At 63.7% G+C, this 23,809-nt stretch carries 20 protein-coding genes; 12 read left to right on the forward strand and 8 right to left on the reverse strand.

Going from position 1 to position 23,809, the window contains the following annotated elements; genetic code table 11:
* Nucleotide 1 precedes the first annotated feature (1 nt).
* From ACO550_RS33805 to ACO550_RS33815, 3 genes are read left to right on the forward strand one after another with little or no spacing between them, the layout of a single operon-like run.
* Nucleotides 2-829, forward strand: a complete 828-nt coding sequence (locus ACO550_RS33805) for an alpha/beta fold hydrolase (RefSeq protein ID WP_315597626.1) — start codon at nucleotides 2-4, stop codon at nucleotides 827-829.
* 22 nt (nucleotides 830-851) lie between these two features.
* Nucleotides 852-1,919: a 2,5-dihydroxypyridine 5,6-dioxygenase NicX family protein gene (locus ACO550_RS33810; RefSeq protein ID WP_315597625.1), complete on the forward strand. Its 1,068-nt coding sequence runs from the start codon at nucleotides 852-854 to the stop codon at nucleotides 1,917-1,919.
* A complete protein-coding gene (locus tag ACO550_RS33815) occupies nucleotides 1,912-2,550 on the forward strand; it encodes an N-carbamoylsarcosine amidohydrolase (protein WP_315597624.1) in 639 nt (212 codons plus the stop codon). Before ACO550_RS33810 ends, ACO550_RS33815 begins: the two co-directional genes overlap by 8 nt.
* Here ACO550_RS33815 and ACO550_RS33820 read toward each other — a convergent pair.
* Complete coding sequence (locus ACO550_RS33820) at nucleotides 2,547-3,275, reverse strand: TetR/AcrR family transcriptional regulator (RefSeq protein WP_315597623.1); 729 nt, start codon at nucleotides 3,273-3,275, stop codon at nucleotides 2,547-2,549. The two genes, ACO550_RS33815 and ACO550_RS33820, sit on opposite strands and share 4 nt — an antisense overlap.
* 107 nt (nucleotides 3,276-3,382) lie before the next feature.
* Here ACO550_RS33820 and ACO550_RS33825 point away from each other — a divergent pair, with 107 nt between their 5' ends.
* Nucleotides 3,383-5,572, forward strand: coding sequence for a xanthine dehydrogenase family protein molybdopterin-binding subunit (locus ACO550_RS33825; protein ID WP_315597622.1), 2,190 nt, complete (start codon nucleotides 3,383-3,385; stop codon nucleotides 5,570-5,572).
* Between the two features lie 139 nt (nucleotides 5,573-5,711).
* Here the strand turns inward: ACO550_RS33825 and ACO550_RS33830 are convergent, their stop codons facing one another.
* The 3 genes from ACO550_RS33830 to phnN all read right to left on the reverse strand — a co-directional run bounded on the left by ACO550_RS33830 (nucleotide 5,712) and on the right by phnN (nucleotide 9,784).
* The gene (locus ACO550_RS33830) at nucleotides 5,712-6,812 is read right to left on the reverse strand and encodes a porin (protein ID WP_315598341.1); all 1,101 of its coding nucleotides are present in this window, start codon (nucleotides 6,810-6,812) and stop codon (nucleotides 5,712-5,714) included.
* Between the two features lie 139 nt (nucleotides 6,813-6,951).
* Nucleotides 6,952-7,944, reverse strand: a complete 993-nt coding sequence (locus ACO550_RS33835; RefSeq protein WP_315598340.1) for a tripartite tricarboxylate transporter substrate-binding protein — start codon at nucleotides 7,942-7,944, stop codon at nucleotides 6,952-6,954.
* A gap of 43 nt (nucleotides 7,945-7,987) precedes the next feature.
* Nucleotides 7,988-9,784, reverse strand: coding sequence for a phosphonate metabolism protein/1,5-bisphosphokinase (PRPP-forming) PhnN (phnN, locus tag ACO550_RS33840; RefSeq protein ID WP_315598339.1), 1,797 nt, complete (start codon nucleotides 9,782-9,784; stop codon nucleotides 7,988-7,990).
* A gap of 326 nt (nucleotides 9,785-10,110) precedes the next feature.
* Between phnN and ACO550_RS33845 the strand changes: the two genes are divergently transcribed.
* Nucleotides 10,111-10,659, forward strand: a complete 549-nt coding sequence (locus ACO550_RS33845; RefSeq protein WP_315598338.1) for a MarR family transcriptional regulator — start codon at nucleotides 10,111-10,113, stop codon at nucleotides 10,657-10,659.
* A 108-nt stretch (nucleotides 10,660-10,767) separates the two neighbouring features.
* Here ACO550_RS33845 and nadC read toward each other — a convergent pair whose 3' ends face one another.
* The 3 genes from nadC to ACO550_RS33860 all read right to left on the reverse strand — a co-directional run bounded on the left by nadC (nucleotide 10,768) and on the right by ACO550_RS33860 (nucleotide 12,851).
* Nucleotides 10,768-11,601 carry a carboxylating nicotinate-nucleotide diphosphorylase gene (gene nadC, locus ACO550_RS33850; RefSeq protein WP_315598337.1) on the reverse strand — a complete coding sequence of 278 codons (834 nt, stop codon included), beginning with the start codon at nucleotides 11,599-11,601 and terminating at the stop codon, nucleotides 10,768-10,770.
* A gap of 202 nt (nucleotides 11,602-11,803) precedes the next feature.
* Nucleotides 11,804-12,307 carry a MarR family transcriptional regulator gene (locus tag ACO550_RS33855; RefSeq protein WP_315598336.1) on the reverse strand — a complete coding sequence of 168 codons (504 nt, stop codon included), beginning with the start codon at nucleotides 12,305-12,307 and terminating at the stop codon, nucleotides 11,804-11,806.
* Nucleotides 12,308-12,362: 55 nt separating this feature from the next.
* On the reverse strand, nucleotides 12,363-12,851 hold the full coding sequence (locus tag ACO550_RS33860) for a MarR family transcriptional regulator (RefSeq protein WP_315598335.1): 489 nt from the start codon (nucleotides 12,849-12,851) through the stop codon (nucleotides 12,363-12,365).
* 140 nt (nucleotides 12,852-12,991) lie between these two features.
* Between ACO550_RS33860 and ACO550_RS33865 the strand changes: the two genes are divergently transcribed.
* The 7 genes from ACO550_RS33865 (at nucleotide 12,992) to ACO550_RS33895 (ending at nucleotide 23,004) form a co-directional block, all read left to right on the forward strand.
* Nucleotides 12,992-13,825 carry a p-hydroxycinnamoyl CoA hydratase/lyase gene (locus ACO550_RS33865; RefSeq protein WP_315598334.1) on the forward strand — a complete coding sequence of 278 codons (834 nt, stop codon included), beginning with the start codon at nucleotides 12,992-12,994 and terminating at the stop codon, nucleotides 13,823-13,825.
* A gap of 67 nt (nucleotides 13,826-13,892) precedes the next feature.
* On the forward strand, nucleotides 13,893-15,344 hold the full coding sequence (locus ACO550_RS33870) for an aldehyde dehydrogenase (protein WP_315598333.1): 1,452 nt from the start codon (nucleotides 13,893-13,895) through the stop codon (nucleotides 15,342-15,344).
* Between the two features lie 16 nt (nucleotides 15,345-15,360).
* On the forward strand, nucleotides 15,361-17,298 hold the full coding sequence (locus tag ACO550_RS33875; protein WP_485995092.1) for a feruloyl-CoA synthase: 1,938 nt from the start codon (nucleotides 15,361-15,363) through the stop codon (nucleotides 17,296-17,298).
* 17 nt (nucleotides 17,299-17,315) lie between these two features.
* Complete coding sequence (locus tag ACO550_RS33880; RefSeq protein WP_315598331.1) at nucleotides 17,316-19,082, forward strand: tannase/feruloyl esterase family alpha/beta hydrolase; 1,767 nt, start codon at nucleotides 17,316-17,318, stop codon at nucleotides 19,080-19,082.
* A 26-nt stretch (nucleotides 19,083-19,108) separates the two neighbouring features.
* Nucleotides 19,109-20,323, forward strand: a complete 1,215-nt coding sequence (mhpT, locus tag ACO550_RS33885) for a 3-(3-hydroxy-phenyl)propionate transporter MhpT (protein ID WP_315598330.1) — start codon at nucleotides 19,109-19,111, stop codon at nucleotides 20,321-20,323.
* 45 nt (nucleotides 20,324-20,368) lie between these two features.
* Complete coding sequence (locus tag ACO550_RS33890; protein ID WP_315598329.1) at nucleotides 20,369-21,481, forward strand: porin; 1,113 nt, start codon at nucleotides 20,369-20,371, stop codon at nucleotides 21,479-21,481.
* Between the two features lie 173 nt (nucleotides 21,482-21,654).
* Nucleotides 21,655-23,004 carry an alpha/beta fold hydrolase gene (locus tag ACO550_RS33895; protein ID WP_315598328.1) on the forward strand — a complete coding sequence of 450 codons (1,350 nt, stop codon included), beginning with the start codon at nucleotides 21,655-21,657 and terminating at the stop codon, nucleotides 23,002-23,004.
* A gap of 61 nt (nucleotides 23,005-23,065) precedes the next feature.
* Here the strand turns inward: ACO550_RS33895 and ACO550_RS33900 are convergent, their stop codons facing one another.
* The gene (locus tag ACO550_RS33900) at nucleotides 23,066-23,734 is read right to left on the reverse strand and encodes a dihydrofolate reductase family protein (protein ID WP_315598327.1); all 669 of its coding nucleotides are present in this window, start codon (nucleotides 23,732-23,734) and stop codon (nucleotides 23,066-23,068) included.
* Nucleotides 23,735-23,809 lie beyond the last annotated feature (75 nt).

The raw sequence follows: 23,809 nt of genomic DNA on the forward strand, positions 1-23,809 counted from the left end.
AATGAGCACGTTTCTCTATGGCGGCAATGTGCACGCCAATGGCATTCGCCAGCATTACCTTCGTTATGGTGGCACCGGCGATGGCCGTGACGGACGCGATGCCGTCATCATCGTGCCGGGCATCACGAGCCCGGCCATCACCTGGGGCTTTGTCGGCGAGCGCTTTGGTAGCCGCTTCGATACCTATGTGCTCGATGTACGCGGCCGCGGCCTGTCGTCGGCCGGCGCCGAGCTTGACTACAGCCTCGATGCACAGGCCGCCGACGTCATCGAGTTTGCCAGGGCGCTAGGCCTCGCGCGTTACCAGATCGTCGGCCATTCGATGGGCGGCCGCATCGGCATTCGCGCCGCACGTTCCAGACCGGCCGGGCTGACGCGGCTGGTGATGGTAGACCCGCCCGTCTCGGGGCCGGGCCGCCGCGCCTACCCGGCGCAACTGCCGTGGTACGTGGATTCGATCCGCCTTGCCACGCAGGGCACGGATGCTGAAGGCATGCGCCGCTTCTGCCCGACCTGGACCGACGAGCAACTGCGCCTGCGCGCCGAATGGCTGCACACCTGCGACGAGCGCGCGATGCTGGCCAGCTTCGATGGCTTCCATACGGACGATATCCATGCAGACCTGCCGCACGTGGACGTACCCACGCTGCTGATCACGGCCGCGCGCGGCGACGTGGTATTGCCTGCCGATGTCGAGGAATTGAAGTCGCTACGGCCTGGACTGCTGGAAACCCGTGTGCCCGATGCCGGACACATGATCCCTTGGGATAACGAAGCCGGGTTCTATCAGGCATTCGGCGATTTTCTCGGCGCCCCGCTCGCAGGCTGAGCACAACCGCAAGGAGCCAAGCATGGCTGTCAGTGACTACGACCTGACCTGCGCATGGAAGCAGGTTCTTACGCTGTCGAAACTCGAAGCGGGCCAGACCGTGACCGTGCTGACCGGCGCCGACACGCACCCGCAAACGCTGCGTACCGCGCTGTTGGCGGCGGCGTCGATGGGCGCCATCGTCAACCGGCTCGACCTGCCGCCAGTCAATGGCGAGAAGGCGTTGAGCCGCGATGCGCTGGCTTATCTCGGCACCACGCCGTTGACCGGCAATCCCGCTGCCATCGCGGCGCTCAAGGCCAGCGACCTGGTGCTGGACCTGATGACGCTGCTGTTCTCGCCCGAGCAGCACGACATCCTGTCTACCGGTACCAAGATCCTGCTGGCGGTGGAGCCCCCCGAAGTACTGGCTCGCCTGGTGCCAACCGAGGCCGATCGCACGCGGGTGAAAGCGGCAACCGCACGGCTGTCGCGCGCCCGCATGATGCATATCACGTCGGAAGCGGGTACCGATCTGCGCTGCGACCTGGGCGAGTTTCCGGCCATCAGCGAGTACGGCTTCGTCGACGAGCCTGGCAGGTGGGACCACTGGCCCAGCGGATTCGTGCTGACATGGCCCAATGAAGGCGGTACGAGCGGCCATCTGGTACTGGACCGCGGCGATATCCTGTTGCCGATGAAGTCGTACGTGCAGGAGCCGATCCATGTCACCGTCAAGAACGGCTATGTGACGAACATCGAAGGCGGACTCGACGCCGAACTGCTGGCCGACTACATGGCGTCGTTCAACGATCCCGAGTCGTATGCGATGTCGCATGTCGGCTGGGGTCTGCAACCGCGCGCACGTTGGTCCACGCTGGCGATGTACGACCGCGAGGCCACCATTGGCATGGACGCGCGCGCGTTTGAAGGCAATTTCCTGTGTTCGTTCGGCCCCAACAACGAAGCAGGCGGCAGCCGCACCACGGCGTGCCATATCGATATTCCGTTGCGCCGCTGTACTGTCAGCCTCGATGGCGAGCCCGTGGTGGCTGCCGGCAAGGTGCTCGACGGCGTGACCCATTCCGGTCAGGAGCTTGCTCATGCATGATGAAGTGCAAACCTATCGCCGCCAGGGTTTTGGCACGGCGATGGAACTGAAGGCGCCGTTTGGCCTGCTGATCATCGATTTCGTCAACGGCTTTGCCGATCCGGCTGTGTTCGGCGGTGGCAATATTCCCGAGGCAATCACCAACACGCAGCCGTTGCTGGCCACCGCGCGCCGGATGGGCTGGCCGGTGGCGCACAGCCGCATCGTATTTGCCGATGATGACGCCGACCACAACATCTTCACGCTCAAGGTGCCTGGCATGCTGACGCTGAAGGAAGATGGCGTCACCAGCCAGATCGTGCCGCAACTGGCGCCGGCGCCAGGTGAACTGGTGGTGCGCAAGACGGTGCCGTCGGCGTTCTTCGGCACGTCGCTGGCGGCGTGGCTGGCGCAGCGCGGTGTGCAGACACTGCTGGTGGCTGGCTGCGTGACCAGTGGCTGCGTGCGCGCCAGCGTGGTCGACGCCATGTCGTACGGCTTCCGTCCGCTGGTGCTGTCGGACTGCGTGGGCGACCGCGCAATTGGTCCGCATGAAGCGAACCTGTTCGACATGGAGCAGAAGTACGCGACCGTAATGCCGCGCGATGCCGCACTGGCGGCAATCGGCGCGGCAGAGGCCGTGGCCGCCTAGGCCACGCGACGTGGGCGGCCGCGCGGCCTGCGCGGTGCCTGCGTGGTGTCGACGGCCGGGATTTCGGCGTCGTGGCACACGGCGTTGAGTACCGTGCGCTGGATCACGTCACGCCAATGCGTGACGGCCGGCGCGCTCATGATGGGCTCGCCAAGAAACGCGCTGAGCGTATGGTGGTTCGAGTTGTAGAAGTAGCCGAGAGAGGCGATGATCAGGTACACGTCGCGCGCGGTGAGCCCCGGCAAGAAGATGCCGCTGGCCATGCCGCGAGCAAGGATGCCGTCGAGTACGGACAGTGCGTAACCGGAGATTTCATTGAGACGCGCCGATTTCTTCGCATGCCGCGCACGGCTCAGGTTTTCGCTGTTCAGGATGGCGACGAACTCGGGATGCTCAAGGTAGTATCGCCAGACGAAGTCGACCAACTGCGTCAGCGCGCGAACCGGATCGTCGGGGTCGAGTTCAAGTTTCTGCTCGGCCTCGTTGAGTTGCAGGTAGATGGTCTCCAGCACTTCGATAAACAGCTTTTCCTTGCTGCCGAAGTAGTAATAGATCATCCGGTCATAGGTCTTGGCCAGCGACGAGATGGCTTCGATGCGTCCGCCGTCGTAGCCATGCTGGGCGAAGACCTTGATGGCGGCCTTGAGGATCTTGGCGCGCGTGTCCTGGGCCTGGCGGGCGCGGGTGCCCAACGGGGCGGGCGCGGTGTTCGTGTCTTTTGGCATGCGGGCCGTAGTCCGGAATAGTTCCAACAATGTGCCGGCGGACCTGCACGTCGGCGCGGTTGCCAGTATAGCCGTGCGTTCCGATGCGCGGCAGGGAAGGACGATCGATGCAACAGACCCCGCGCGCCTTGCGCGAAGCGTTGTTCCAGGAACCGGGCGTGCTGCTGGTCACGCGCCCCGCGGCGGCGGCACCGCGCCCGTCACCGGGCCAGCCCGGCGCCGCCTCGGATTTTGTCTCCGATTTGCCCGACATATTCATCGCGATCCGCGCCTCGGGCCAGATCCTGGCCTTCAACGGCCACGTCGACCTTGGTACGGGCATTCGCACGTCGCTCGCGCAGATCGTTGCCGAGGAACTCGAAGTCGAGCCCGATGCCGTGACGATGGTGCTCGGCCATACCGAAGCCACGCCCAATCAGGGTCCGACCATTGCCAGCGCCTCGATCCAGATTTCAGCGTTGCCGCTGCGCCGCGCGGCGGCCCAGGCGCGTGCCTGGCTGGTGGAGCAGGCCAATGGTGGCGCCGTGAACGTGGCTGCGTTGCTGGGAGGCAAGCACATCGAATTGAAGCTGGCCGATGACGTCAGGACCAAGCCCGTGGACCAGTATCGCGTGGTCGGACGTAGCGCGCCGCGCGTCGATATTCCGGCCAAGGCGACCGGCGGGCTGACGTTCGTGCACGACGTACGGGTGGCGGGCATGCTGCATGGCCGCGTGGTACGGCCGCCTTATGCGGGCCGCGACAGTGGCGATTTCGTCGGCACGAGCCTGATCGAAGTCGACCAGGCATCGATTGCTTCCGTGCACGGCGTAGTGGGTGTGGTGGTCGAAGGCGATTTCGTTGGCGTGGTGGCTGAGCGCGAGGAGCAGGCGATCGAAGCCGCGCGAAGGCTCAAGGTGAAATGGAAGCCGGTTCCACCGCTTCCGGATCTCAACGAACCGGAAGCCGCATTGCGGGCGGCACCGGCGCAACGGCGCGAATTGTTGAAGACCGGCGATGCCTCGGCGGGCCTAGGCGCACATCGCCTGGCGCGTACCTATGTCTGGCCCTATCAGATGCATGGATCGATCGGGCCATCGTGCGCGGTGGCCGACTGGCGCGACGGGCAGCTGACCGTGTGGTCGGGCACGCAGAATCCGCATGTGCTGCGCATCGACATGGCGCGGCTCAGCGGCCTGGACGAAGGTGCGATCGAGATCGTGCGCATGGAAGCGGCTGGTTGCTATGGCCGCAATTGTGCCGATGACGTTTGCGCCGATGCGGTGCTGCTGTCGCGTGCAGTGGGGCGTCCGGTCCGCGTGCAGTTGACGCGCGAGCAGGAACATCTGTGGGAACCCAAGGGTGCGGCACAGCTGATGGACGTGCGCGGCGGCGCTGATGCCGATGGCAAGCTGACCGGGTATTCTTTTGTGTCGCGCTATCCGTCGAACGATGCGCCTGTGCTCGCATTGCTGCTGACCGGACGTGTTTCGTCGGCACCGCGCATGCTGGAGATGGGGGACCGCACGGCGGTACCGGCCTATGACTACGCATCGTTGGATATCGCCTGCGACGATACGCCAGCCATTGCACGGGCATCGTGGTTGCGTGGTGTGTCAGCCCTGCCGAACACGTTCGCACACGAGTCCTTTGTCGACGAACTGGCGCATCTGTGTGGTGCCGATCCGCTGGCATACCGTCTGCGGCATCTGCCCGACCCGCGTGCTCGCGAGTTGCTGGAGGCGCTGGCCCAGGCCGCGCAATGGCAAGACGGCGCGTGTGGTTCGCGTGGCGAGCCCGATGCCGACGGGTTACTGCGCGGCCGCGGCGTGGCCTATGCACGCTACATCCACAGCAAGTTTCCAGGCTTTGGCGCGGCGTGGGCCGCTTGGATCGTCGATGTGGAGGTCGATCCGGCCACCGGCAACGTGCGCGTGACGCGCCTGCACGTGGGGCAGGACACCGGCATGATGGTGAACCCAGACGGCGTCCGTCATCAGATCCACGGCAATGTGGTGCAAAGCCTGAGCCGCGTATTGCGCGAGCAGGTGCGGTTCGACCAGCAGGGCGTGGCAAGCCGCGAGTGGGGCAGCTACCCGATCATCGCGTTTCCGGATCTGCCGGCGATCGAGGTGCTGCTGATGCCGAGACAGGAAGAAAGCCCACTCGGAGCCGGCGAGTCGGCGTCGTTGCCGGGCGCGCCGGCAATTGCGAACGCGTTGTTCGATGCGACTGGCGTGCGTTTTACGCAAGCACCGTTTACGCCGGAAGTGGTGAGGCAAGCTTGTTCGGAGCGTGCCACGGCGCTCGTGCGCTGATTGTTTTCTCCCCTCGCCCGCGTGCGGGAGAGGGGCGGGGGAGAGGGCATCGAGGTTCAAATTGCCGATCTCGCGTCTTGATACGCTGGCCCTCTCCCCCAACCCCTCTCCCGCGCCGCGGGAGAGGGGAGCAAACCAATCAGAACTTGTGCCGTACGCCAACCACGGCGCCAAACTGGTTGGTACCCGCCAGCCCGATCGTCGTCGACGGTCCATTCAATCCGATGCGTGAGCCATCGTCGTTGCGGATATATGCGGCCTGCGCGTACACATCAGTGCGCTTCGAGAACGCATAGTCGAGCAGCAGCGATGCGCTCCATGCATCGCCATTGCCGCGCCGGTCGTTAAGCAGGTAACCTGCGCCGCTCAGCGATAGCGCGGGCGTCAGCTGGTAGCCTGCCCCGATCCAGAACAGGTCGGCACGGCGCGCCGCTACGGTGGAAGTGGCGCCGATATTGCCGTTGAGCCAGCGGTACCCCGCATACAGCTTCAGATCCGCAAACTTGTAGGTGCCGGCAATCGCCAGGCGCTGGTCTTTCTGCGATGTGTTCTGTCCCGCAATGCCCGCGGTGCCCTGCTGCATGTCGTAGATGGCGGTCACGCCGACATTGCCGGCGTTGTACTCCACACCGCCGCTGATTGCGCGATCGCTTTGCGGGTCGCCCGGCACCTCGCTGGCCACGGCGCCGCCCGACAGCGATGTGCCGCGCGCGAACGAATACAGCCCCGTGACCGTGAAACCGCCAAACTTGCCGACATACTTCGCCGTATTGTCGTAGCGGCCCGCCGTCATCGTATCCATCGTGAAGATCGAGTAGCGCGGCGACACCGCCATGGCGTCGTAGTTGATCAGGATGTCATACAGGATATTGTTCTGCCGACCCAATGTGACCCGGCCATACTGCGACGACAGCCCAGTGAATGCCTGGCGCCCGAACAGGCGGCCCCCTTGCGCGGAAGTGCCGGCATCGATATCGAAGCCGCTTTCCAGCACAAACAGTGCCTGCAGGCCGCCGCCGAGATCTTCGGTTCCGCGAATGCCCCAGCGTGATCCGGAGAGGTTGCCTGATGTCATGCGCGTCAGGCTGTGGTTGTTGGCATCGGCATGCGTCAGGTACTCGATGCCGACGTCGGCAACGCCATAGAGCGTGACTGACGATTGCGCCTGCGCGGCGTGGGCGGCGAGCATGGCCGCGCCGGCCAGTGCGATATGTCGAAAGGAATAGCGATATTGGCTCATTTTTTCTGTATTCTTTGCAGCATTCGGAACGTAGGGACGAACGCACTCTCACGGGGGCTGGCATGCGCCCGCGTGGCTACGATTCAAAACTTGAAGTTGGGGGATCTGCCTGCTGAAACCTGGGCGGCGCCCCGGAAGGTCAGTCGACGAGCAGGTTGATCTTCGTCGCGAATTTCTGCCAGCGATCGATGTCCGTCGTCACCAGCTTCTGGAACTCGGCAGGCGTACTGGTGGTCGTGGCAAAGCCAAGCTGGGCGAGCGATGCCTTGATCTCGGGTTTCGCGATTGCCTTCGCGATCTCGGTATTGAGCTTCTGGACGATCTCGGGTGGCGTATGCGCGGGCGCCAGGATGCCGAACCATTGGTCGACGTCGTAGCCAGGCACACCAAGCTCATTGACGGTCGGCACGTCGGGCAGGAACGGCGAGCGTGTCTTCGAAGTGACCGCCAGCGCGCGCAGCTTGTTGCTCTTCAGATATGGGATCGTATTGGTCAGCGTATTGACGCTGACGTCGGCCTGCCCGCCGAGCACGTCGGCCATGGCCGGTGCACAGCCCTTGTACGGCACATGCAGCATCTCGACCTTGGCGGACATCTTCAGCAGTTCGCCGGCCAGATGTTGCGGCGTGCCGTTGCCACATGATGCATAGCTCGGTGGCGTCGCGCTCTTGCCGGCGCTCAGCAGGTCGTTGAACGTACGGATCTTCGACTGGTAAGGCACCGCGATTACCGACGGCACCGACGCAAACGTGATCACGGCGCTGAAGTCGGCCTTCGGGTCGAACTGCAACTTCTTGAAGACGCTGGGGTTGATTGCAAAGCTGCTGTTGACAATCAGCAGCGTGTAGCCGTCGGCCGGACTCTTGGCCACGTACTCGGCGCCGATATTGCCGCTGGCGCCGGGGCGGTTGTCGACCACCACGGTCTGGCCCATCGATTTGCTGATGTCCGCACCTATCAGGCGCGCGAGCGCATCGGTCCCGCCTCCTGCCGGGAACGTTACGACCATGCGGATGGGCTTCTGCGGAAAGGTACTCGCGATGTTGGCCTCGGCGCGCCCGGGCAGGGTGCCCAGTGTGCCAGCCACAAACATTAGCGATGCCAGACTGCTGACGACGGATAGGGGTCTCATGGATGTGCCTCGTCGGTTAGGGTGAAGGAAAGGGGAAAGCTGGTCAATCGGGATCGATGCGGAGCGCTCCATCGCATTCCCCCTGGGCCTGCCTCACGGCGGCCTCCAGTTCAGCGGGGGAATCGGCGTGAATGCGATAGAGCGCCTGGCCCGGGGTCACATGCGCGCCAATCGTGCAGAGCAGGTCAACGCCTGCACCGGCGTTGCGCGGTGCGCCCGCCGCGCGTGCGACGCCGGAGATGCGCAGGCCGTCGATCGACGCCACACGCCCGGCGCGCGCGGCTGTGATCTCATGGGTATGCGCCGCAGGCGTCACTGCAGCGGACCTGCGGCCCTGCGCAGTCGCGATGCGTTCGAATGCGGCCTTCGCCTTGCCTTCTTCGAGCATTGCAGTCGCAATTCGCATGCCTTGTTCGCGTGACGCCACGCGTGGATCGAACGCGATGATCTCCGCGGCGAAGCGCAAGGCCTTGGCCCGCAGATCGGCGGGAGCGTCGGGAGCGTTGTCGAGCACCTGGAGCACGTCGCGCACTTCAAGTGCGGGGCCGATGCCGCGGCCAATCGGTTGGCTACCGTCGGTGGCGAACGCGCGCACCTGCATGCCCAGGCCCTTGCCCACGTGTTCGAACAGGGCGCCAAGCGCCTCGGCATCTTCGCGCGAGGCCAGTTTGGTTTGCGGCCCATAGGGCAGGTCCACCATGACGTGCGTGGCGCCGGCCGTGTACTTCTTCGACAGGATCGACGCCACGGACCAGCGACGCGAGTCGAGCTTGAGCGGGCGCGTGATGGCGTTCATCACGTCGTCAATGACGGAGTGATTGAGCCGGCCGTTCCACGCGATGCACCCGCGAGCCTGCGCAATGCAGCGCCGCAAGTCGTCCTGCGTGAGATCGACACGCGCCACAGTTTCCATGGCGTCGGCAGTGCCGGCTGCCGAGGTGATGGCGCGCGACGAGGTTTTCGGGATTGCCAGCCCGTATGCGGCCACGATCGGCACCACGATCAATGTGATGCGGCTGCCGGGTACGCCTCCCATCGAATGCTTGTCGACCACCAGCGGTTCGTCCCACTCGATGCGCGGCGTGAACGCGGTGCGTGCGCGTGCCAATGCAACCACTTCCTGATCGTCGAGGTTGCCCGTGGCGGCGATCAGGAATTCGGTCAGTTCGGCCTCGGTGTAGCGCCCGGCGATGGCATCGCGCAGCACCGCGACATAGGCGGCTTCGTCGAGCGCGTGCCCTTGAAGCTTCGCCTGCAGATGGATGCGGCTGGCAGCCGGATCGCCTTGCCGCAATGCATCGACAAAGCGCGTGACGCCGACTTCCAACGTACTGTCGTTCGATACTGTGATGCACGGCACGCCGTCTGGCATCGGTGCAGCCTGTCGGCCCACGCGCCGGGCCACCTGATCGCCAGACTCGCGACCACGCGATGCAATGCGTTGGGCCAGAACCTCAGGCGGTGCCGTGACCAACACCACGGCGAAGCGGGGCAGCCGTGCCGCGAGCTCCGCTACCACGCCACGTGAGCCATTTGCGATCACGTGCGTGCCGGTGGCCAGCGTGTCTGTCAGCGCGGACGGCAGGCCATAGCGCAATTCATGCGCGTCCCAGGTTACAAGAAACTCGCCAGCGTGCTGACGTCGTGTGAACTCCATATCGGATACGCCGTCGTGGTCCTCACCCGGCGAACCGCTCGGACGTGTGATCACACGTCGTGCAAACGTGTAGCCATTGCCGAGGATCGCGCGTGCACCGTCGATCAGGGAGTCCTTGCCCGCACCGCTGGGCCCTACTACAAGGAAGAATGTGCCGGTCTTGTTCATAATTAACTTAGACATCGAAGTTGTAAGATTATGCTAGCACCGGCCGATGGGGTGTCAAGATAAGTTCGATGTCTAAGTTAATGCAAGGGGCGGGCCAGCTCCCGCAAATCCAGTGTGTACGCGGGATTCGTGGCTTTCTAAGGGAAAACGCTCGGTTGATGCATGCGCGACTGCGGTGCCTGATGCATCGACTGCGCGCACGACGCACTGATGTAGTGAGCACTACATGGTTGGCGCATGGTTGCCACATGGTCATGACATGGCCGCTGCGCGAGCCATCGCGGCGATGCGGTGGAAGAGGCGCTATCATGTGCGCTGCCTACGCCCTTCCTGTTACGACCATGGCCACCAAAAAGCCGGATAACGCTGCTGTTACGCTCACCCCCTCCGACGAAATCGAAGAGGAACGTCTTGCCCACCTGGTGAAGGACGCGGCGCGCGCCTATATCCGCGCGCTGCAGTTGCGGCTGGCCGACCATTCGGTGTCGTACGGGCACTGGACCATCCTGCGCATCCTGTGGCGGCACGACGGCGTGTCGCAGCGCGAACTGAGCGAGCGCGCCGGCGTCACCGAACCCACCACATTCGCAGCCGTCAAGGCGCTTGAAGCGCTCGGCTATGTCGAGCGCACGCACCTGCCTGGCAACAAGAAGAAGGTGCACGTCTTTCTGAGCAAGACTGGACGCGCGCTGCGGCGCAAGCTGGAACCGCTGGCGACCGAAGTCAACGAACTCAGCGTGGAGGGCGTCAGCGAGGAAGATGTGCTGACCACGCGCCGTGTACTGATCTCGATCGCCCAGCGACTGGTAGCGGACGAGATGGCGCTGGCCGAGCGTGGCCGGCGCATGCCGTCCACACAGGAAGTAGGGCGGTTGCTGGCCGACCTCTAAGCTGCGCGGGCGCGCTGCCAGCCAACGCAAAAGACCCTCGACGGGCCGGCCGGCGAGGGGGAAGCGCTCTCGGGTAGGAGGCGCGAGATTACGGGGTTCGCGGGGGAATCAGGCGTCGTCGAGGCCGATGTCGACGGCCGGGGCCGACTGCGTGATCTTGCTGGTCGAGATGTAGTCCACACCGGTTTCCGCCACGGCACGAATCGTTTCAAGGTTGATGCCGCCCGATGCTTCCACCTTCGTGCGGCCATTGACGATCTGCACGGCTTCCTTCATGTCAGGCACCGACATATTGTCGAGCATGATGACGTCGACGCCAGCGGCCAGCGCCTCGTGCACCTGCTCCAGGCGGTCGCATTCCACTTCGAGTTTGGTCAGCACCGGCAGTTTGCGGCGCACCCGCTCCACTGCGGCGGCGATGCTGCCGCACACCGCGATGTGGTTGTCCTTGATCATCACCCCATTGTCGAGGCTCAGGCGGTGATTCAGGCCGCCGCCGCAGGTAACCGCATGCTTTTCCAGCGCGCGCAAGCCCGGCGTGGTCTTGCGGCTGTCGATCAGGCGCGCCTTGGTGTGCGCGATGGCTTCCGCATACTTTGCCGTGTGATTGGCGATACCGCAGAGGCGCTGCATGATGTTCAGCGCGGTACGTTCCGCCGTCAGTACGCTGCGCGCATTGCCGCTGACATTGAGCAGGATGGCACCCTTCGCGACCTTGTCGCCATCGGCCACCCGCACGTCGATGGAGAGCGTGGGGTCGTAGCGCGCAAAGATGCGGGCCGCCACGTCAATACCGGCAATCAGCATCGGCTCGCGGGCGTTCATGCAGAACGTGCCGGTCTCTCCGGGCTCGATCATGGTCTGGACGGTCAGATCGCAGATGCCGATGTCTTCGGTCAGCCAGAGGTCGATCAGCTTGTCGGTGGCGAAAATGTCATACATGAGTGTGGCTCCTGAACGGTGGTTGCGGCACTTCAATAATCTTAGAGATCGAAGTACATGGCGTAATACTAGCGCGTCGCCGAGCCTTGTCAACTATTATTCGATCTCTAAGATTCGTGGCGCGAACCTGTGCCATTGGAGCTACGGAACGGTTCAGGAGATTTCGGGAGAGGCGCCGCCGCCAGCGCCCCGGGGGATGGGGTCAGGCAGCGGGGTTGTCGGTACCCGTCGCGAACTCGGGAGAGGTGTCGTCGAGGTCGCTCATCTTGCGCAGCAGGTAGACCAGCGCGACGCGCTCGGCGGGATTGAGGCCGCCCATGGTGCGCTCGCTGATGTCCTGAGCGAAGGGGACGACTTCGTCGATCAGGGCCTGCCCCGTGGGCGATAGCAGAACCACCACCTTGCGGCGGTCGCGCGCGTCATGGGACACCACGATCAGGTCGCGCGACTTCAGCCGTTCGATGATGCCGCGTACCGTGGCCTGGTCGATGGCCGTGGAGCGGGCGATTTCACTAAGCGAGCACGACTCGTGTTCCTGGATCGCGCATAGCACGACGAACTGACCGGCGGTCAGTTGCGAATCGGGAATGGTCTGCTGAAAGATGGCCACATGCCGTTGATAGGCACGGCGCAGCAGGTGCCCGACCTGTTCCGTGAAGTCGTAGTCGTCGTTCCGGCTCGGGTCGAGGCTCTGGCGTGTATTCACAAAAAGCTACCTGAAGCTGCAATACCGCGAAGTATATCTTCGGGCGAGTGCGGCTTCAGCGAAGATTCCGTGCGCAAGTGGTAAGCAGGCGCTGCAATAGCGCCACGTGCTCAGGGTCGATGCCTTCGAGCATCTCCGCTTCCAGTTTCTTGACCGTGGTGTCGCAAAGCGCGAGCAGCGTCTGGGCGCTTGCCGTCAGGCTCAACTTGACGATGCGCCCGTGCGTGGGGTCTGGTTCCCTGATAACCCAGCCACGCGCTTCCATGGTCTTGACGATTTCATTGGCCGATTGCGGAGACATGAACGACCGCTCGGCCAGTTGCGCATTCGAAAGACTGCCGCGTGCATGCAGCACCGACATGGCCGTGAACAACGGCAGCGTGATGCCATGCGGCGCAAGCGCTTCGGTCAGCCGACGCTTGACCACCCGGTCCGTGCGCCCAATCAGATAGGGCAGCCGCACCGGGGTGGACTGCGCCGTATCCGACGCGTTCGCTTCGACCGGTGCGACCTCTATTTTTCCTGCTTCTTTTTGGCGTGCCATGGTGATGCCCCGTTCGGTTCGGGGAGTCGCTTAGGGGTTTACACCCGCCGATGATAATCTACTTGCAGTATCAGGCAGCCTGATACTATATTGACGTCACGTTAGCGCTTGGCTGGCGCAGCATCAACAAGGACATTGAGATGACGAGTTACGAAGGACGCTGGAAGACTGTCGACGTGAAGGTGGAGGAGGGCATTGCGTGGGTGACGTTCAATCGCCCTGAAAAGCGCAATGCCATGAGTCCCACGCTGAACTCGGACATGGTGCAGGTGCTGGAAACGCTGGAACTGGATGCGGATGCCAAGGTACTGGTACTGACCGGCGCCGGCGACGCGTGGACGGCAGGCATGGACCTGAAGGAATACTTCCGCGAAATCGATGCCGGCCCCGAGATCCTGCAGGAAAAGATTCGACGCGATGCGTGCCAGTGGCAATGGAAGCTGCTGCGCATGTACGCCAAGCCGACCATCGCGATGGTCAATGGCTGGTGCTTCGGTGGTGGTTTTTCGCCGCTGGTGGCATGCGACCTGGCCATTGCGGCTGACCAGGCGGTCTTTGGCCTGTCGGAGATCAACTGGGGGATTCCTCCCGGCAATCTGGTCAGCAAGGCCATGGCGGATACCGTGGGCCATCGCAAGTCGCTGTACTACATCATGACGGGCGACACCTTTACCGGTGTGGAAGCCGCCGAAATGGGCCTGGTCAACGAGAGCGTGCCGCTGGAACAGCTGCGTGATCGCACCACCGCTCTGGCACGCAAGCTGCTGGACAAGAATCCGGTGGTGCTGCGCGCTGCCAAGAACGGCTTCAAGCGCTGCCGCGAGCTGACCTGGGAGCAGAACGAAGACTACCTTTATGCCAAGCTCGACCAGGCGCAACTGCGTGATCCCGAACATGGTCGCGAACAGGGTCTGAAGCAGTTCCTCGATGACAAGTCGATCAAGCCCGGCCTGCAGACCTACAAGCGCGCCTGAGCGCGGCTGCATCAGACCATTCGACATTCGAGTATTCGAGTATTCGAGCAATCGAGGAGACAGAACGATGCATGACGTGAACATGCTGATTGGCGGGCGTCGATGTGCGGCAGAAGGAGCGCGCACGTTCGAGCGCCGCAACCCGGTGACTGGCGTGGTGGCATCGAGAGCGCCGGCCGCAAGCCTGGCCGATGCGGCGCGCGCGGTGCAAGCCGCCAGCGATGCATTTGCGCCATGGGCCGCACTCTCGCCCGGCGAGCGCCGCAAACGGCTGCTGCGGGCTGCCGACCTGATGGATGCGCAGACCGAAGCGTTTATCAGGATCGGCGCGGCGGAAACCGGCGGCATGGCCAACTGGTATGGTTTCAACGTCATGCTCGCCGCCAACATGCTGCGCGAGGCAGCGGCCATGACCACGCAGATCGATGGCAGCATCATTCCCAGCAATGTGCCGGGCAACCTGGCCATGGCGGTGCGCCAGCCATGCGGCGTAGTGCTGGGCATCGCGCCGTGGAATGCGCCGGTCATCCTCGGAACCCGCGCGCTGGCCATGCCGTTGGCCTGTGGCAATACGGTCGTGCTGAAAGCGTCCGAAGCATGCCCCGGTGTCCATGCATTGATCGGCGACGTACTGCAGGAGGCCGGGCTGGGCGATGGCGTGGTCAATGTGGTGACGAATGCGCCAGAAGATGCGGCAGCCATCGTCGAGCATCTGATTGCACACCCAGCGGTGCGTCGTGTGAACTTCACCGGGTCGACGCATGTCGGGCGCATCATTGCCCAGCATGCCGCCCGACATCTGAAGCCGGCCCTGCTCGAACTCGGCGGCAAGGCGCCAGTGCTGGTGCTCGACGACGCAGATCTCGATGCCGCGGTGGACGCGGTCGCCTTCGGGGCGTTTTTCAACCAGGGCCAGATCTGCATGTCCACCGAGCGTGTGATCGTGATGGAGCCGGTGGCCAAGGCGTTTGTCGAGAAACTTGTCGCCAAGGCCGGCACGCTGCGTGCCGGCGATCCTGCCGATCCAGCCAGCGTACTTGGCGCGATGGTCAGCGCCGATGCCGTGGCACGCCTGGCCACGCTGGTCGACGATGCACGCAGCCACGGCGCCAGCATTCCAACCGGCTTCCATGCCGACGGCGCGATCCTGCAGCCGGTGATCGTGGATGGTATCCAGCCCGGCATGAAGCTGTACGCCGATGAGTCGTTCGGCCCGGTGGTGACCATTGCACGCGTCGCCACGGAAGATCAGGCTGTGGCAATGGCTAACGACAGCGACTATGGCTTGTCTGCGGCGGTATTCAGTCGCGATGTATCACGCGCCATGAGAATTGCGCAGCGCATCGAGTCGGGCATCTGCCATATCAACGGACCCACCGTACATGATGAAGCACAGATGCCGTTCGGCGGCGTCAAGCAGAGTGGCTATGGCAGGTTTGGCAGCAAGGCATCGATCGCCGAGTTCACCGACTTGCGCTGGATTACGGTCCAGAACGGACCGCGCCACTATCCGATCTGAGTCATACCCGCAATAAATGCGTCCGTACGAAGGCGCGTTGCAACAACACAGGAGACACGGTGTGAATGCACCCGCCCCGACCCACCCAGCACTGGCGCCGCGCTATCGCACGGTAGACGTCAGCGACGCCACGGCGCTCTGCCAACGCGTTGGCGATGCCTGGATCATCCGCAGCTCGGAACCGCTCGGCAACTACCCGCAGCGCATGACCGATTGCCTGGCCGCTGGCGCTGCACGCCATCCGGAGCGCATCCTGGTGGCGCAGCGTGGCCCGGACGGCAACTGGGTCGAAATTACCTATGCGGGCATGCACGCGCGTGCCCGCGCAATCGGGCAGGCATTGCTCGATCGCGGGCTGTCACGGGAGCGCCCTGTGGCGATCCTGTCCGGCAACGACCTGGAACACTTGCAGTTGGCGCTTGGGGCGATGTGGGCCGGCATTCCGTTCTGCTCGGTTTCCGCGCCGTATTCGCTGGTATCGAGTGACTTTGGCAAGCTCCGCCATGTGATGGAAACACTCACGCCCGGACTGGTATATGCGTCCGAAGGTGCGGCGTTTTCCAAGGCGATCGACGCGGCGGTGCCGGCGACCACCGAAGTGGTCACGCGGGATGGCAGCCTGCCGGGCAGGAGCGCGACCGGTTTCCAGTCGCTGCTCGACACGCCTGCAACGACTGTCGACGCCGCACATGACGCGGTCACGCCCGATACGTTGGCCAAGTTCCTGTTCACCTCGGGTTCCACGCGCCAGCCCAAGGCCGTGCCCACCACGCACCGCATGCTGTGCAGCAACCAGCAGATGTTGCGCCAGACCATTCCTGATTTCACGCGCGAGCCGCCGGTCCTGGTGGACTGGTTGCCATGGAACCACACGTTCGGCAGCAGCCACAACTTTGGCATCGTGCTGTACAACGGCGGCACGCTATATATCGACGACGGCAAGCCCGTGCCGGGCAAGTTCGATGAAACGCTGCGCAATCTGCGTGAGATCGCGCCCACCGCGTACTTCAATGTGCCTAAAGGCTGGGAAGAACTGGGGTTGGCGCTCGAGGCCGACGCAAGCTTGCGCGAACAATTCTTCTCGCGCGTGCGCATCTATTTCTTCGGCGGGGCAGGCTTGTCCCAGCAGGCCTGGGACCGGCTCGAACGCGTGACCGAGGCACATTGCGGCGAACGAATCCGCATCATGGCGGGTCTGGGCATGACCGAAACCTCGCCATGCTGCCTGTTCACCACGCTGCCGATCATGCGATCCGGCTATGTGGGCACGCCAGCCCCCGGTTGCGAACTGAAACTGGTGCCCGTCAATGGCAAGCTCGAAGCACGTTTCCGTGGCCCGCATGTCATGCCTGGCTACTGGCGCATGCCCGCACAGGAGAGCGCGGCGGCATTCGATGAGGAAGGGTTCTATTGCAGCGGCGATGCACTGCGCTTCCTGGATCCGGAAAAGCCAGAGCTCGGCCTGATGTTCGATGGCCGCATCGCGGAAGACTTCAAGCTCAGTTCGGGAACGTTCGTCAGCGTTGGTCCGTTGCGTGCGCGCGTGCTGGCTGCTGGGGCGTCATTGGTACAGGATGTCGCGGTCGCCGGCATGGACCGTGACGACATTGGCTTGCTGGTATTTCCGCGCCTCGCCGAATGCAGGCGCATCGCGGGCTTGACCGCCGATGCCAGCGACCGTGAGGTACTCGCCGCCCCGACGGTACGTGCGGCATTTGCGCGGGTACTGGAACAGCTGAATGCCGCTGCAACCGGCAGCGCCACCCGCGTCGCACGCCTGCTGTTGCTGGAAGACCCTCCGTCGCTAGACCGAGGCGAAGTGACCGACAAAGGCACATTGAACCAGCGCGCCGTCCTGACTCAACGCGCGAACCTGGTGGAAGCGCTTTACAGCGATAGCAGCTGCGCTAGCCGCACCGTGATCGCCAGTACCGGGCCGATGGCCACGACATAAAAAAACGGGAGACAACCATGCATCAAAAACTTGCCGGTGGCGCCCTGGCGGCCACCGCGATAGCGCTCGCCTCATTGGCGGGGTGCGGTGGCAGCGATGACAGCAGCACAAGCGGTTCCGCGGCATCGTCGACGACACCGGCTACCGCCATACCGGTACTCGGCCCCGCCACAGGCATGGCCATGGCGGCTACCTGTGACAGCCTCGTTTCCAAACTCGCATTTCAGGACACATCGATCACGGCGGTGACCACCGTCGCGGCAGGCACTGTCAAGACCGGACCGACCAGTGTCGGCGAACATTGCCTGATCACCGGCAAGATGAAGCAGCGTACCAGCCCGGTGGATGGCAATACCTATGCCATCGGCTTCGAGATGCGACTGCCGAAGGCATGGAACGGACGGTTCTTCTACCAGGCCAACGGCGGCCTGGACGGCAACGTAAGCACGGCGCAGGGCGCGCTCGGTGGCGGGCCGCTAGTGGGCGCGCTGACCATGGGGTTTGCGGTGATCAGCGCCGATGCCGGGCATGCCAGCAGCCAGAATCCGCTATTCGGTCTCGATCCGCAGGCGCGGCTCGACTATGGCTATAACGCCGTGGCAACGCTTACGCCAATGGCCAAGGCGCTGATCTCGCAAGCGTATGGAAAGGGGCCCGACCGTAGTTACTTTGGCGGATGCTCGAACGGTGGCCGCCACGCAATGGTCGCCGCCGCACGCATGGCCAAGGAGTACGACGGTATTGTGGCGGGTGACCCCGGATTCCATCTGCCCAAGGCTGCCATCGGCCAGGTCTATGGCGCCCAGCAGCTTGCGACCGTGTCGACCACAGGCACCGACGGGCTTGCCGATATCACCACCGCGCTCACCGCCACAGAGCGCTCATTGATCTCGAGCCGAATCCTGGCCAAGTGCGATGCCATCGATGGCGCTACCGACGGGATGGTGCAGGACATCAAGGCGTGCCAGTCGCAGTTCAGCCTTGGCAACGACGTGCCGACCTGTGCGGGCAGCACACGTGATGGCACTTGCCTGACCTCGGCGCAGAAGGTGGCCTTGGGCAACTTGTTCGCCGGCGCACGCAACACCGCCGGCCAGGCCCTTTATGCGAGCTTTCCGTTCGACGCCGGCATCAGCGGTGCCAACTGGGCGCAATGGAAGCAGAGCTCGTCGGTTTCCCTGGACCCCGGCGCACTGGCATTCGTCTTCACCACGCCACCTTCGCCGGCGTCGGCACTCAGCGCGATGAAGGCATTCGCGTTGAACTTCAGCATGGATACCGACGCCCCGAAGATCTTTGCAACCAATGGTACGTATCTGGAATCGGCGTGGTCGTTCATGACGCCTCCCAATGAAACGGATCTGTCGGTGCTGAAGAACCGCGGTGCCAAGCTCATGGTCTACCACGGCACCAGCGATCCGGTGTTCTCGTCGAACGATACGACGGACTGGTACGAGCGGCTTGCGGCAGCCAACAGCGGCGACGCCACGAACTTTGCGCGCTTCTTCCCGGTCCCCGGCATGAACCATTGCTCCGGTGGCCCCACGGCCGACCAGTTCGACATCCTGACGCCGCTGGTGGCCTGGGTCGAGCAAGGTACCGCGCCCGACAGCGTTATCGCCACCGCGCGGGGCACAGGAAATGCCACGCCCAATAGCGAGGTGCCGGCGGCATGGACTGCTGGCGCCGTCGATCGCACACGTCCGCTCTGTCCGTACCCCAAGACGGCACGCTACTCGGGCACCGGCGATGTCAATGTCGCCGCCAGCTTCCGCTGCAGCTAACTCGCGCATCCCGCAAGGAGACCAATATGCAAACCTCGACCGCGGTACGCGCGGAGCCAACCTCCGGCGCGGCGCTGACGCTCGCCCTGTGTTTTGTTGTCGCGCTGCTGGAGGGACTCGACCTCCAGTCCATTGGTGTGGCCGCACCACGCATGGCAAAGGAGTTCGGCCTGTCGGTAAGCCAGATGGGGCTGGCGTTCAGCGCCGGAACGTTCGGGCTGCTGCCGGGGGCGATGCTGGGCGGCCGGCTGGCCGACCGCATTGGCCGCAAGCGTGTGTTGATCGTGGCAACCGCACTGTTTGGCGTGTTCTCGATCGCCACTGCCCAGGCATGGGACTTCTGGAGCCTGCTGGCCATCCGCGTGGCTACCGGCATCGGACTGGGCGGCGCCATGCCGAACCTGATTGCCATTTGCTCGGAAGCGGTGCCGGCCAGATTGCGTAACACCGCAGTCAGCATCATGTACTGCGGCATTCCGTTCGGCGGTGCAGTGGCTGCCGTGGTGGGCATTGTGTTTGCCAGCGATGCCGACTGGCGCCACATCTTCTATGTCGGAGGCTTTGGCCCGCTGCTGGTCGTGCCGCTGCTGCTGATGCTGCCCGAGAGCCAACGCTTCGACAAGAAAGGCGGTGAGGCGGTGCGTCCGCCCGCCATTGCATGGGCATTGTTCGGCGAACGCCGCGGCATGGCTACCTGCTGCATCTGGGTGAGCTACTTCTTCACGCTCATCGTGCTGTATTTCCTGCTGAACTGGCTGCCGTCCCTGATGGTGTCCAACGGTCTTAGCCGTGCCCAGGCGGGCTGGGTGCAGATCGTCTTCAACATTGGTGGCGGAGCGGGCGCGCTCGGGATCGGCATGCTCATGGACCGTGGTCGTCCGCGCGCCGTTGTTACCGGCATGTACGCCGGCATCATCGTGGCACTGGCCACGCTGGCAGGCGCATCTGGCATGAGCTGGATGGCATTTGGGGCCTTCCTGGCCGGCCTGTTCGTGATTGGTGCGCAATCGGTACTGTACGCACTGGCTGCGGCGTACTACCCGATGGTGGTGCGCGGTACTGGTGTTGGCGCCGCTGTCGCCATCGGTCGCCTGGGCTCGATCGCGGGGCCGGTGCTGGCCGGGCAACTGCTCGCAATGGGCAAGAACGCCAGCACCATCATCGGCGCCAGCATTCCCATCACGGTCATCTCGGCAGTTGCGGCATTGCTGTTGCTGCGGCGACCGGCCGAGAAGGAATGACCCACAACATCAGACCAACATCACAACAACTACGGAGGAGCGAGGATGAAACGATTTTCGACGGGGAGGCTGCGCGCTGCGTTGGCCACCGCAATACTGACCGCATTGCCGGCGGTCGCCGCCGCGCAGTCAGTGACACTGTACGGCGTGGTCGACACAGGCATCGAGTATGTGAACAACATCGGCGCCAGCAAGAATAGCGTGGTCCGCATGCCCAACGTTACCGGCACCGTGCCGTCGCGCTGGGGCTTGCGCGGGTCCGAGGATCTCGGTGGCGGCCTGAAGAGTGTGTTCGTGCTCGAATCGGGGTTTGCGCCCGACGCAGGCACGTCAGGGCAGGGTGGTCGCCTGTTTGGCCGCCAGGCGCTGGTGGGACTCTCCGGCAACTGGGGCCAGATTGCCTTCGGACGCCAGTATACGATGCTGTTCTGGGCCATGCTGGACCCGGACATCCTGGGGCCGCAGGTGTATGGCACCGGGTCGTTGGACAGCTATATTCCGAACGCGCGCGCCGACAATGCCATCTCGTACAAGGGCACGTTCGGCGGCTTGACGGTCGGCGCTACCTACAGCTTCGGGCGAGACACCGTCAATGCCGGACCGAGCCCCGTTGGCACGAACTGCGCCGGCGAGAATCCGGCTGACAAGTCGGCCTGCCGCGAATGGTCCGCGCTGATCCAGTACGCCACCAAATCCTGGGGTGTGGCGGCCGCCTACGATTCCCAGCGCGGCGGACCCGGGGCATTCGCAGGGTTGACCAGCAGTGGGTTACGCGATGACCGGCTGTCCGTCAACGGCTTTGTATTGCTCGACCGGACCAAGCTTGGTCTCGGCGTGATTCGCCGCGACAACCAGGGCAGTGCCACGCCACGCAGCGAACTCTACTACGCAGGCGCGGCCTACGACATTACCCCCGCGTTCACGTTGGCGGGCCAGGTGAACTACCTGAAGTTCCACAACAGCGACAACAAGGCAATGCTGTACGCCGTGCGTGGCACGTACGCGTTCTCCAAACGGACGTCGGTCTATGCGACTGCAGGCTACATCAACAATGACGGGCAACTGGCGCTGTCGGTCAGCAGCGGTGCCTCGGGTAGCAACCCGCAGGCGGGCGGTTCCCAGTTCGGCGTGATGGCGGGCGTCAAACACATCTTCTGAACCTGCGCGCTTTGTATCGCCTTGTATCCGTGGCCGGGACCCGCAACATTATGATTCAAAAAGGGGGCCCGGCCGACATCCTGAGCTTGCACGCCGTTACCAGACTGCGATGGTTCGTTCGAACCCCGCCCAATCGCCAGATCGATTAGGCGGAGTCAACCAGGAGAACCATCATGTCTTATGCAGTCATCCGGGCTTATCCGCAAATTGCGGCTGCGCGCAGATCCATTCTGGCCACGGCAGTTCTTGCTGGCCTGGTAGCGGCCGGCTCCATTCACCCGGCCCGCGCCTTCGGTGCCGAACCTGCCGCGAAGACGGCCGTCACGCAGCGCGCCAGCGCCGATGAAAGTATTCGCCCATTCAAGGTGCACGTGCCACAGGCGCAGCTTGACGATCTGCGTCGCCGTATTGCCGCCACGCGCTGGCCCGACAAGGAAACCGTCAGCGACGAGTCGCAAGGCGTGCAGTTGGCGCGCGTGCAGGAGCTCGTCCGGTATTGGGGCACGCAATACGACTGGCGCAAGGCCGAGGCCCAGCTCAATGCCTTGCCGCAGTTCGTCACCAAGATCGATGGCGTGGACATCCAGTTTATCCACGTGCGCTCGCGCAACCCCAACGCGTTGCCAATCATCCTCACGCACGGCTGGCCGGGTTCGATCTTCGAGTTCATCAAGACCATTGGTCCGCTGACCGACCCGACTGCGTATGGCGGCCGTGCGGAAGATGCATTCGACGTGGTCATTCCGTCGATTCCCGGATATGGCTTCTCTGGCAGGCCAAAGGAACTGGGTTGGAACCCGGATCGCACGGCGCGCGCGTGGGACGTGCTGATGAAGCGGCTCGGCTATACCAGCTACGTATCGCAGGGCGGAGACCACGGTTCGGTCATCTCGGATGCGCTGGCACGCCAGGCGCCACCGGGGCTCAAGGCGATCCACCTGAACATGCCTGCCACAGTCCCGGGGCCATTGATGAAGTCGATCCTTGCCGGCGATCCGGTGCCATCGGAACTGACTGATCCGGAGCGCAAGGCCTACCAGTCGCTGAGCAGCTTCTTTGGCCGTAATGCAGCCTATGGCGCAATGATGGTCACGCGTCCGCAGACCATTGGCTATTCACTGTCAGATTCGCCAGCGGGCCTTGCTTCCTTTACCTACGAGAAGATTGCCGAGTGGAGCGATAGCGGTGGGGTGCCCGAGCGTGTGCTGACCCGGGATGCGATCCTGAACGACATCACGCTGTATTGGCTTACCAACACCGGTGCGTCGTCATCGCGTTTCTATTGGGAAAACAATAACAACAACTTCAGCGCCGACGCGCAGAAGACGCGCGACATCAAGGTGCCGGTGGCCATCAGCGTATTCCCGCACGAGATCTACCGCGCGCCGGAAAGCTGGAGCAAGCAGGCGTACCCATCGCTGTACTACTACCACGAAGCCGACAAGGGCGGCCACTTCGCGGCCTGGGAGCAGCCGCAACGCTTCGCGGAGGAAATGCGCGCGGCGTTCAAGTCGGTGCGGTAGCAGATATCAAGTTGGCTAACCCATCCGGACTGGCGGCTGGATGGGTTCCTTAACGCTTCGCTCAGTACGCCCCGCGCGCCATTCTGGCGCGTCGTTCCACTTCTTTCTCGCTCGGCGCCGTCTGCGCAAACGATCCGATTGGCACGTCGCCTGCTGGTACGTAGGTATTCAGCACCACCCCGGTCGTCGAGGCCTGCGACTCGACGAGTCGCATGGCGCCCGGCGCCGCGCCGGCTTCGAACAGTCGTTTGCCGCCGCCAAGCACGACCGGAAACGTCCACACGTTGTATTCGTCGATCAGTGACGCAGCCCGCAGGCTCTGTATCAGGTTGCCGCTGCCAATGATCTGCAGATCGTCACCCGCCTCGGCCTTGAGCGCCGCCACGGCCGTGGCCACGTCGCCGCCCAGCAGCGTGGAATTGTTCCAGCCCACTGTATTCAGCGTGCGTGACGCGACATGCTTTTTGGCTGCATTGAGCGTTTGCGCAATCTCGCTGTCGGCCGGCTGGTATGGCCAGTACGCCTCGAAGATCTCGTAGGTCCTGCGGCCCAGCACCAGTTCGCGGTTCTTGCCGTCGAGACCTTTCATCGAGCTGCCCATGACCTCGTCCCAGAAACTGAATGTCCAGCCGCCGAACGCGAACCCGCCGGTGGGGTCTTCCTCCGGGCCACCGGGCGCCTGCATGACGCCGTCGAGCGAAACAAAGGTGGATGCGATGAGCTTTCTCATGGGGGCAACTCCGTGGACGCTTCGATCGGGGCTATTCTACGCGTTTGATGTGGAGCACGCGGCGCGCAATGAGTA

The organism is Cupriavidus sp., assembly GCF_057315035.1.

Excerpts from the sequence above, each read along its gene's own strand:
- phnN (WP_315598339.1), bottom strand. The coding sequence starts at position 9,784 with ATGTCTAAGTTAATTATGAACAAGACCGGCACATTCTTCCTTGTAGTA.
- ACO550_RS33805 (WP_315597626.1), top strand. The coding sequence starts at position 2 with ATGAGCACGTTTCTCTATGGCGGCAATGTGCACGCCAATGGCATTCGC.
- ACO550_RS33900 (WP_315598327.1), bottom strand. The coding sequence starts at position 23,734 with ATGAGAAAGCTCATCGCATCCACCTTTGTTTCGCTCGACGGCGTCATG.
- ACO550_RS33870 (WP_315598333.1), top strand. The coding sequence starts at position 13,893 with ATGCATGACGTGAACATGCTGATTGGCGGGCGTCGATGTGCGGCAGAA.
- ACO550_RS33875 (WP_485995092.1), top strand. The coding sequence starts at position 15,361 with ATGCGTCCGTACGAAGGCGCGTTGCAACAACACAGGAGACACGGTGTG.
- ACO550_RS33865 (WP_315598334.1), top strand. The coding sequence starts at position 12,992 with ATGACGAGTTACGAAGGACGCTGGAAGACTGTCGACGTGAAGGTGGAG.
- ACO550_RS33845 (WP_315598338.1), top strand. The coding sequence starts at position 10,111 with ATGGCCACCAAAAAGCCGGATAACGCTGCTGTTACGCTCACCCCCTCC.
- ACO550_RS33810 (WP_315597625.1), top strand. The coding sequence starts at position 852 with ATGGCTGTCAGTGACTACGACCTGACCTGCGCATGGAAGCAGGTTCTT.
- ACO550_RS33880 (WP_315598331.1), top strand. The coding sequence starts at position 17,316 with ATGCATCAAAAACTTGCCGGTGGCGCCCTGGCGGCCACCGCGATAGCG.
- ACO550_RS33890 (WP_315598329.1), top strand. The coding sequence starts at position 20,369 with ATGAAACGATTTTCGACGGGGAGGCTGCGCGCTGCGTTGGCCACCGCA.
- mhpT (WP_315598330.1), top strand. The coding sequence starts at position 19,109 with ATGCAAACCTCGACCGCGGTACGCGCGGAGCCAACCTCCGGCGCGGCG.
- ACO550_RS33820 (WP_315597623.1), bottom strand. The coding sequence starts at position 3,275 with ATGCCAAAAGACACGAACACCGCGCCCGCCCCGTTGGGCACCCGCGCC.
- ACO550_RS33835 (WP_315598340.1), bottom strand. The coding sequence starts at position 7,944 with ATGAGACCCCTATCCGTCGTCAGCAGTCTGGCATCGCTAATGTTTGTG.
- ACO550_RS33815 (WP_315597624.1), top strand. The coding sequence starts at position 1,912 with ATGCATGATGAAGTGCAAACCTATCGCCGCCAGGGTTTTGGCACGGCG.
- ACO550_RS33860 (WP_315598335.1), bottom strand. The coding sequence starts at position 12,851 with ATGGCACGCCAAAAAGAAGCAGGAAAAATAGAGGTCGCACCGGTCGAA.
- ACO550_RS33895 (WP_315598328.1), top strand. The coding sequence starts at position 21,655 with ATGTCTTATGCAGTCATCCGGGCTTATCCGCAAATTGCGGCTGCGCGC.
- nadC (WP_315598337.1), bottom strand. The coding sequence starts at position 11,601 with ATGTATGACATTTTCGCCACCGACAAGCTGATCGACCTCTGGCTGACC.
- ACO550_RS33825 (WP_315597622.1), top strand. The coding sequence starts at position 3,383 with ATGCAACAGACCCCGCGCGCCTTGCGCGAAGCGTTGTTCCAGGAACCG.
- ACO550_RS33830 (WP_315598341.1), bottom strand. The coding sequence starts at position 6,812 with ATGAGCCAATATCGCTATTCCTTTCGACATATCGCACTGGCCGGCGCG.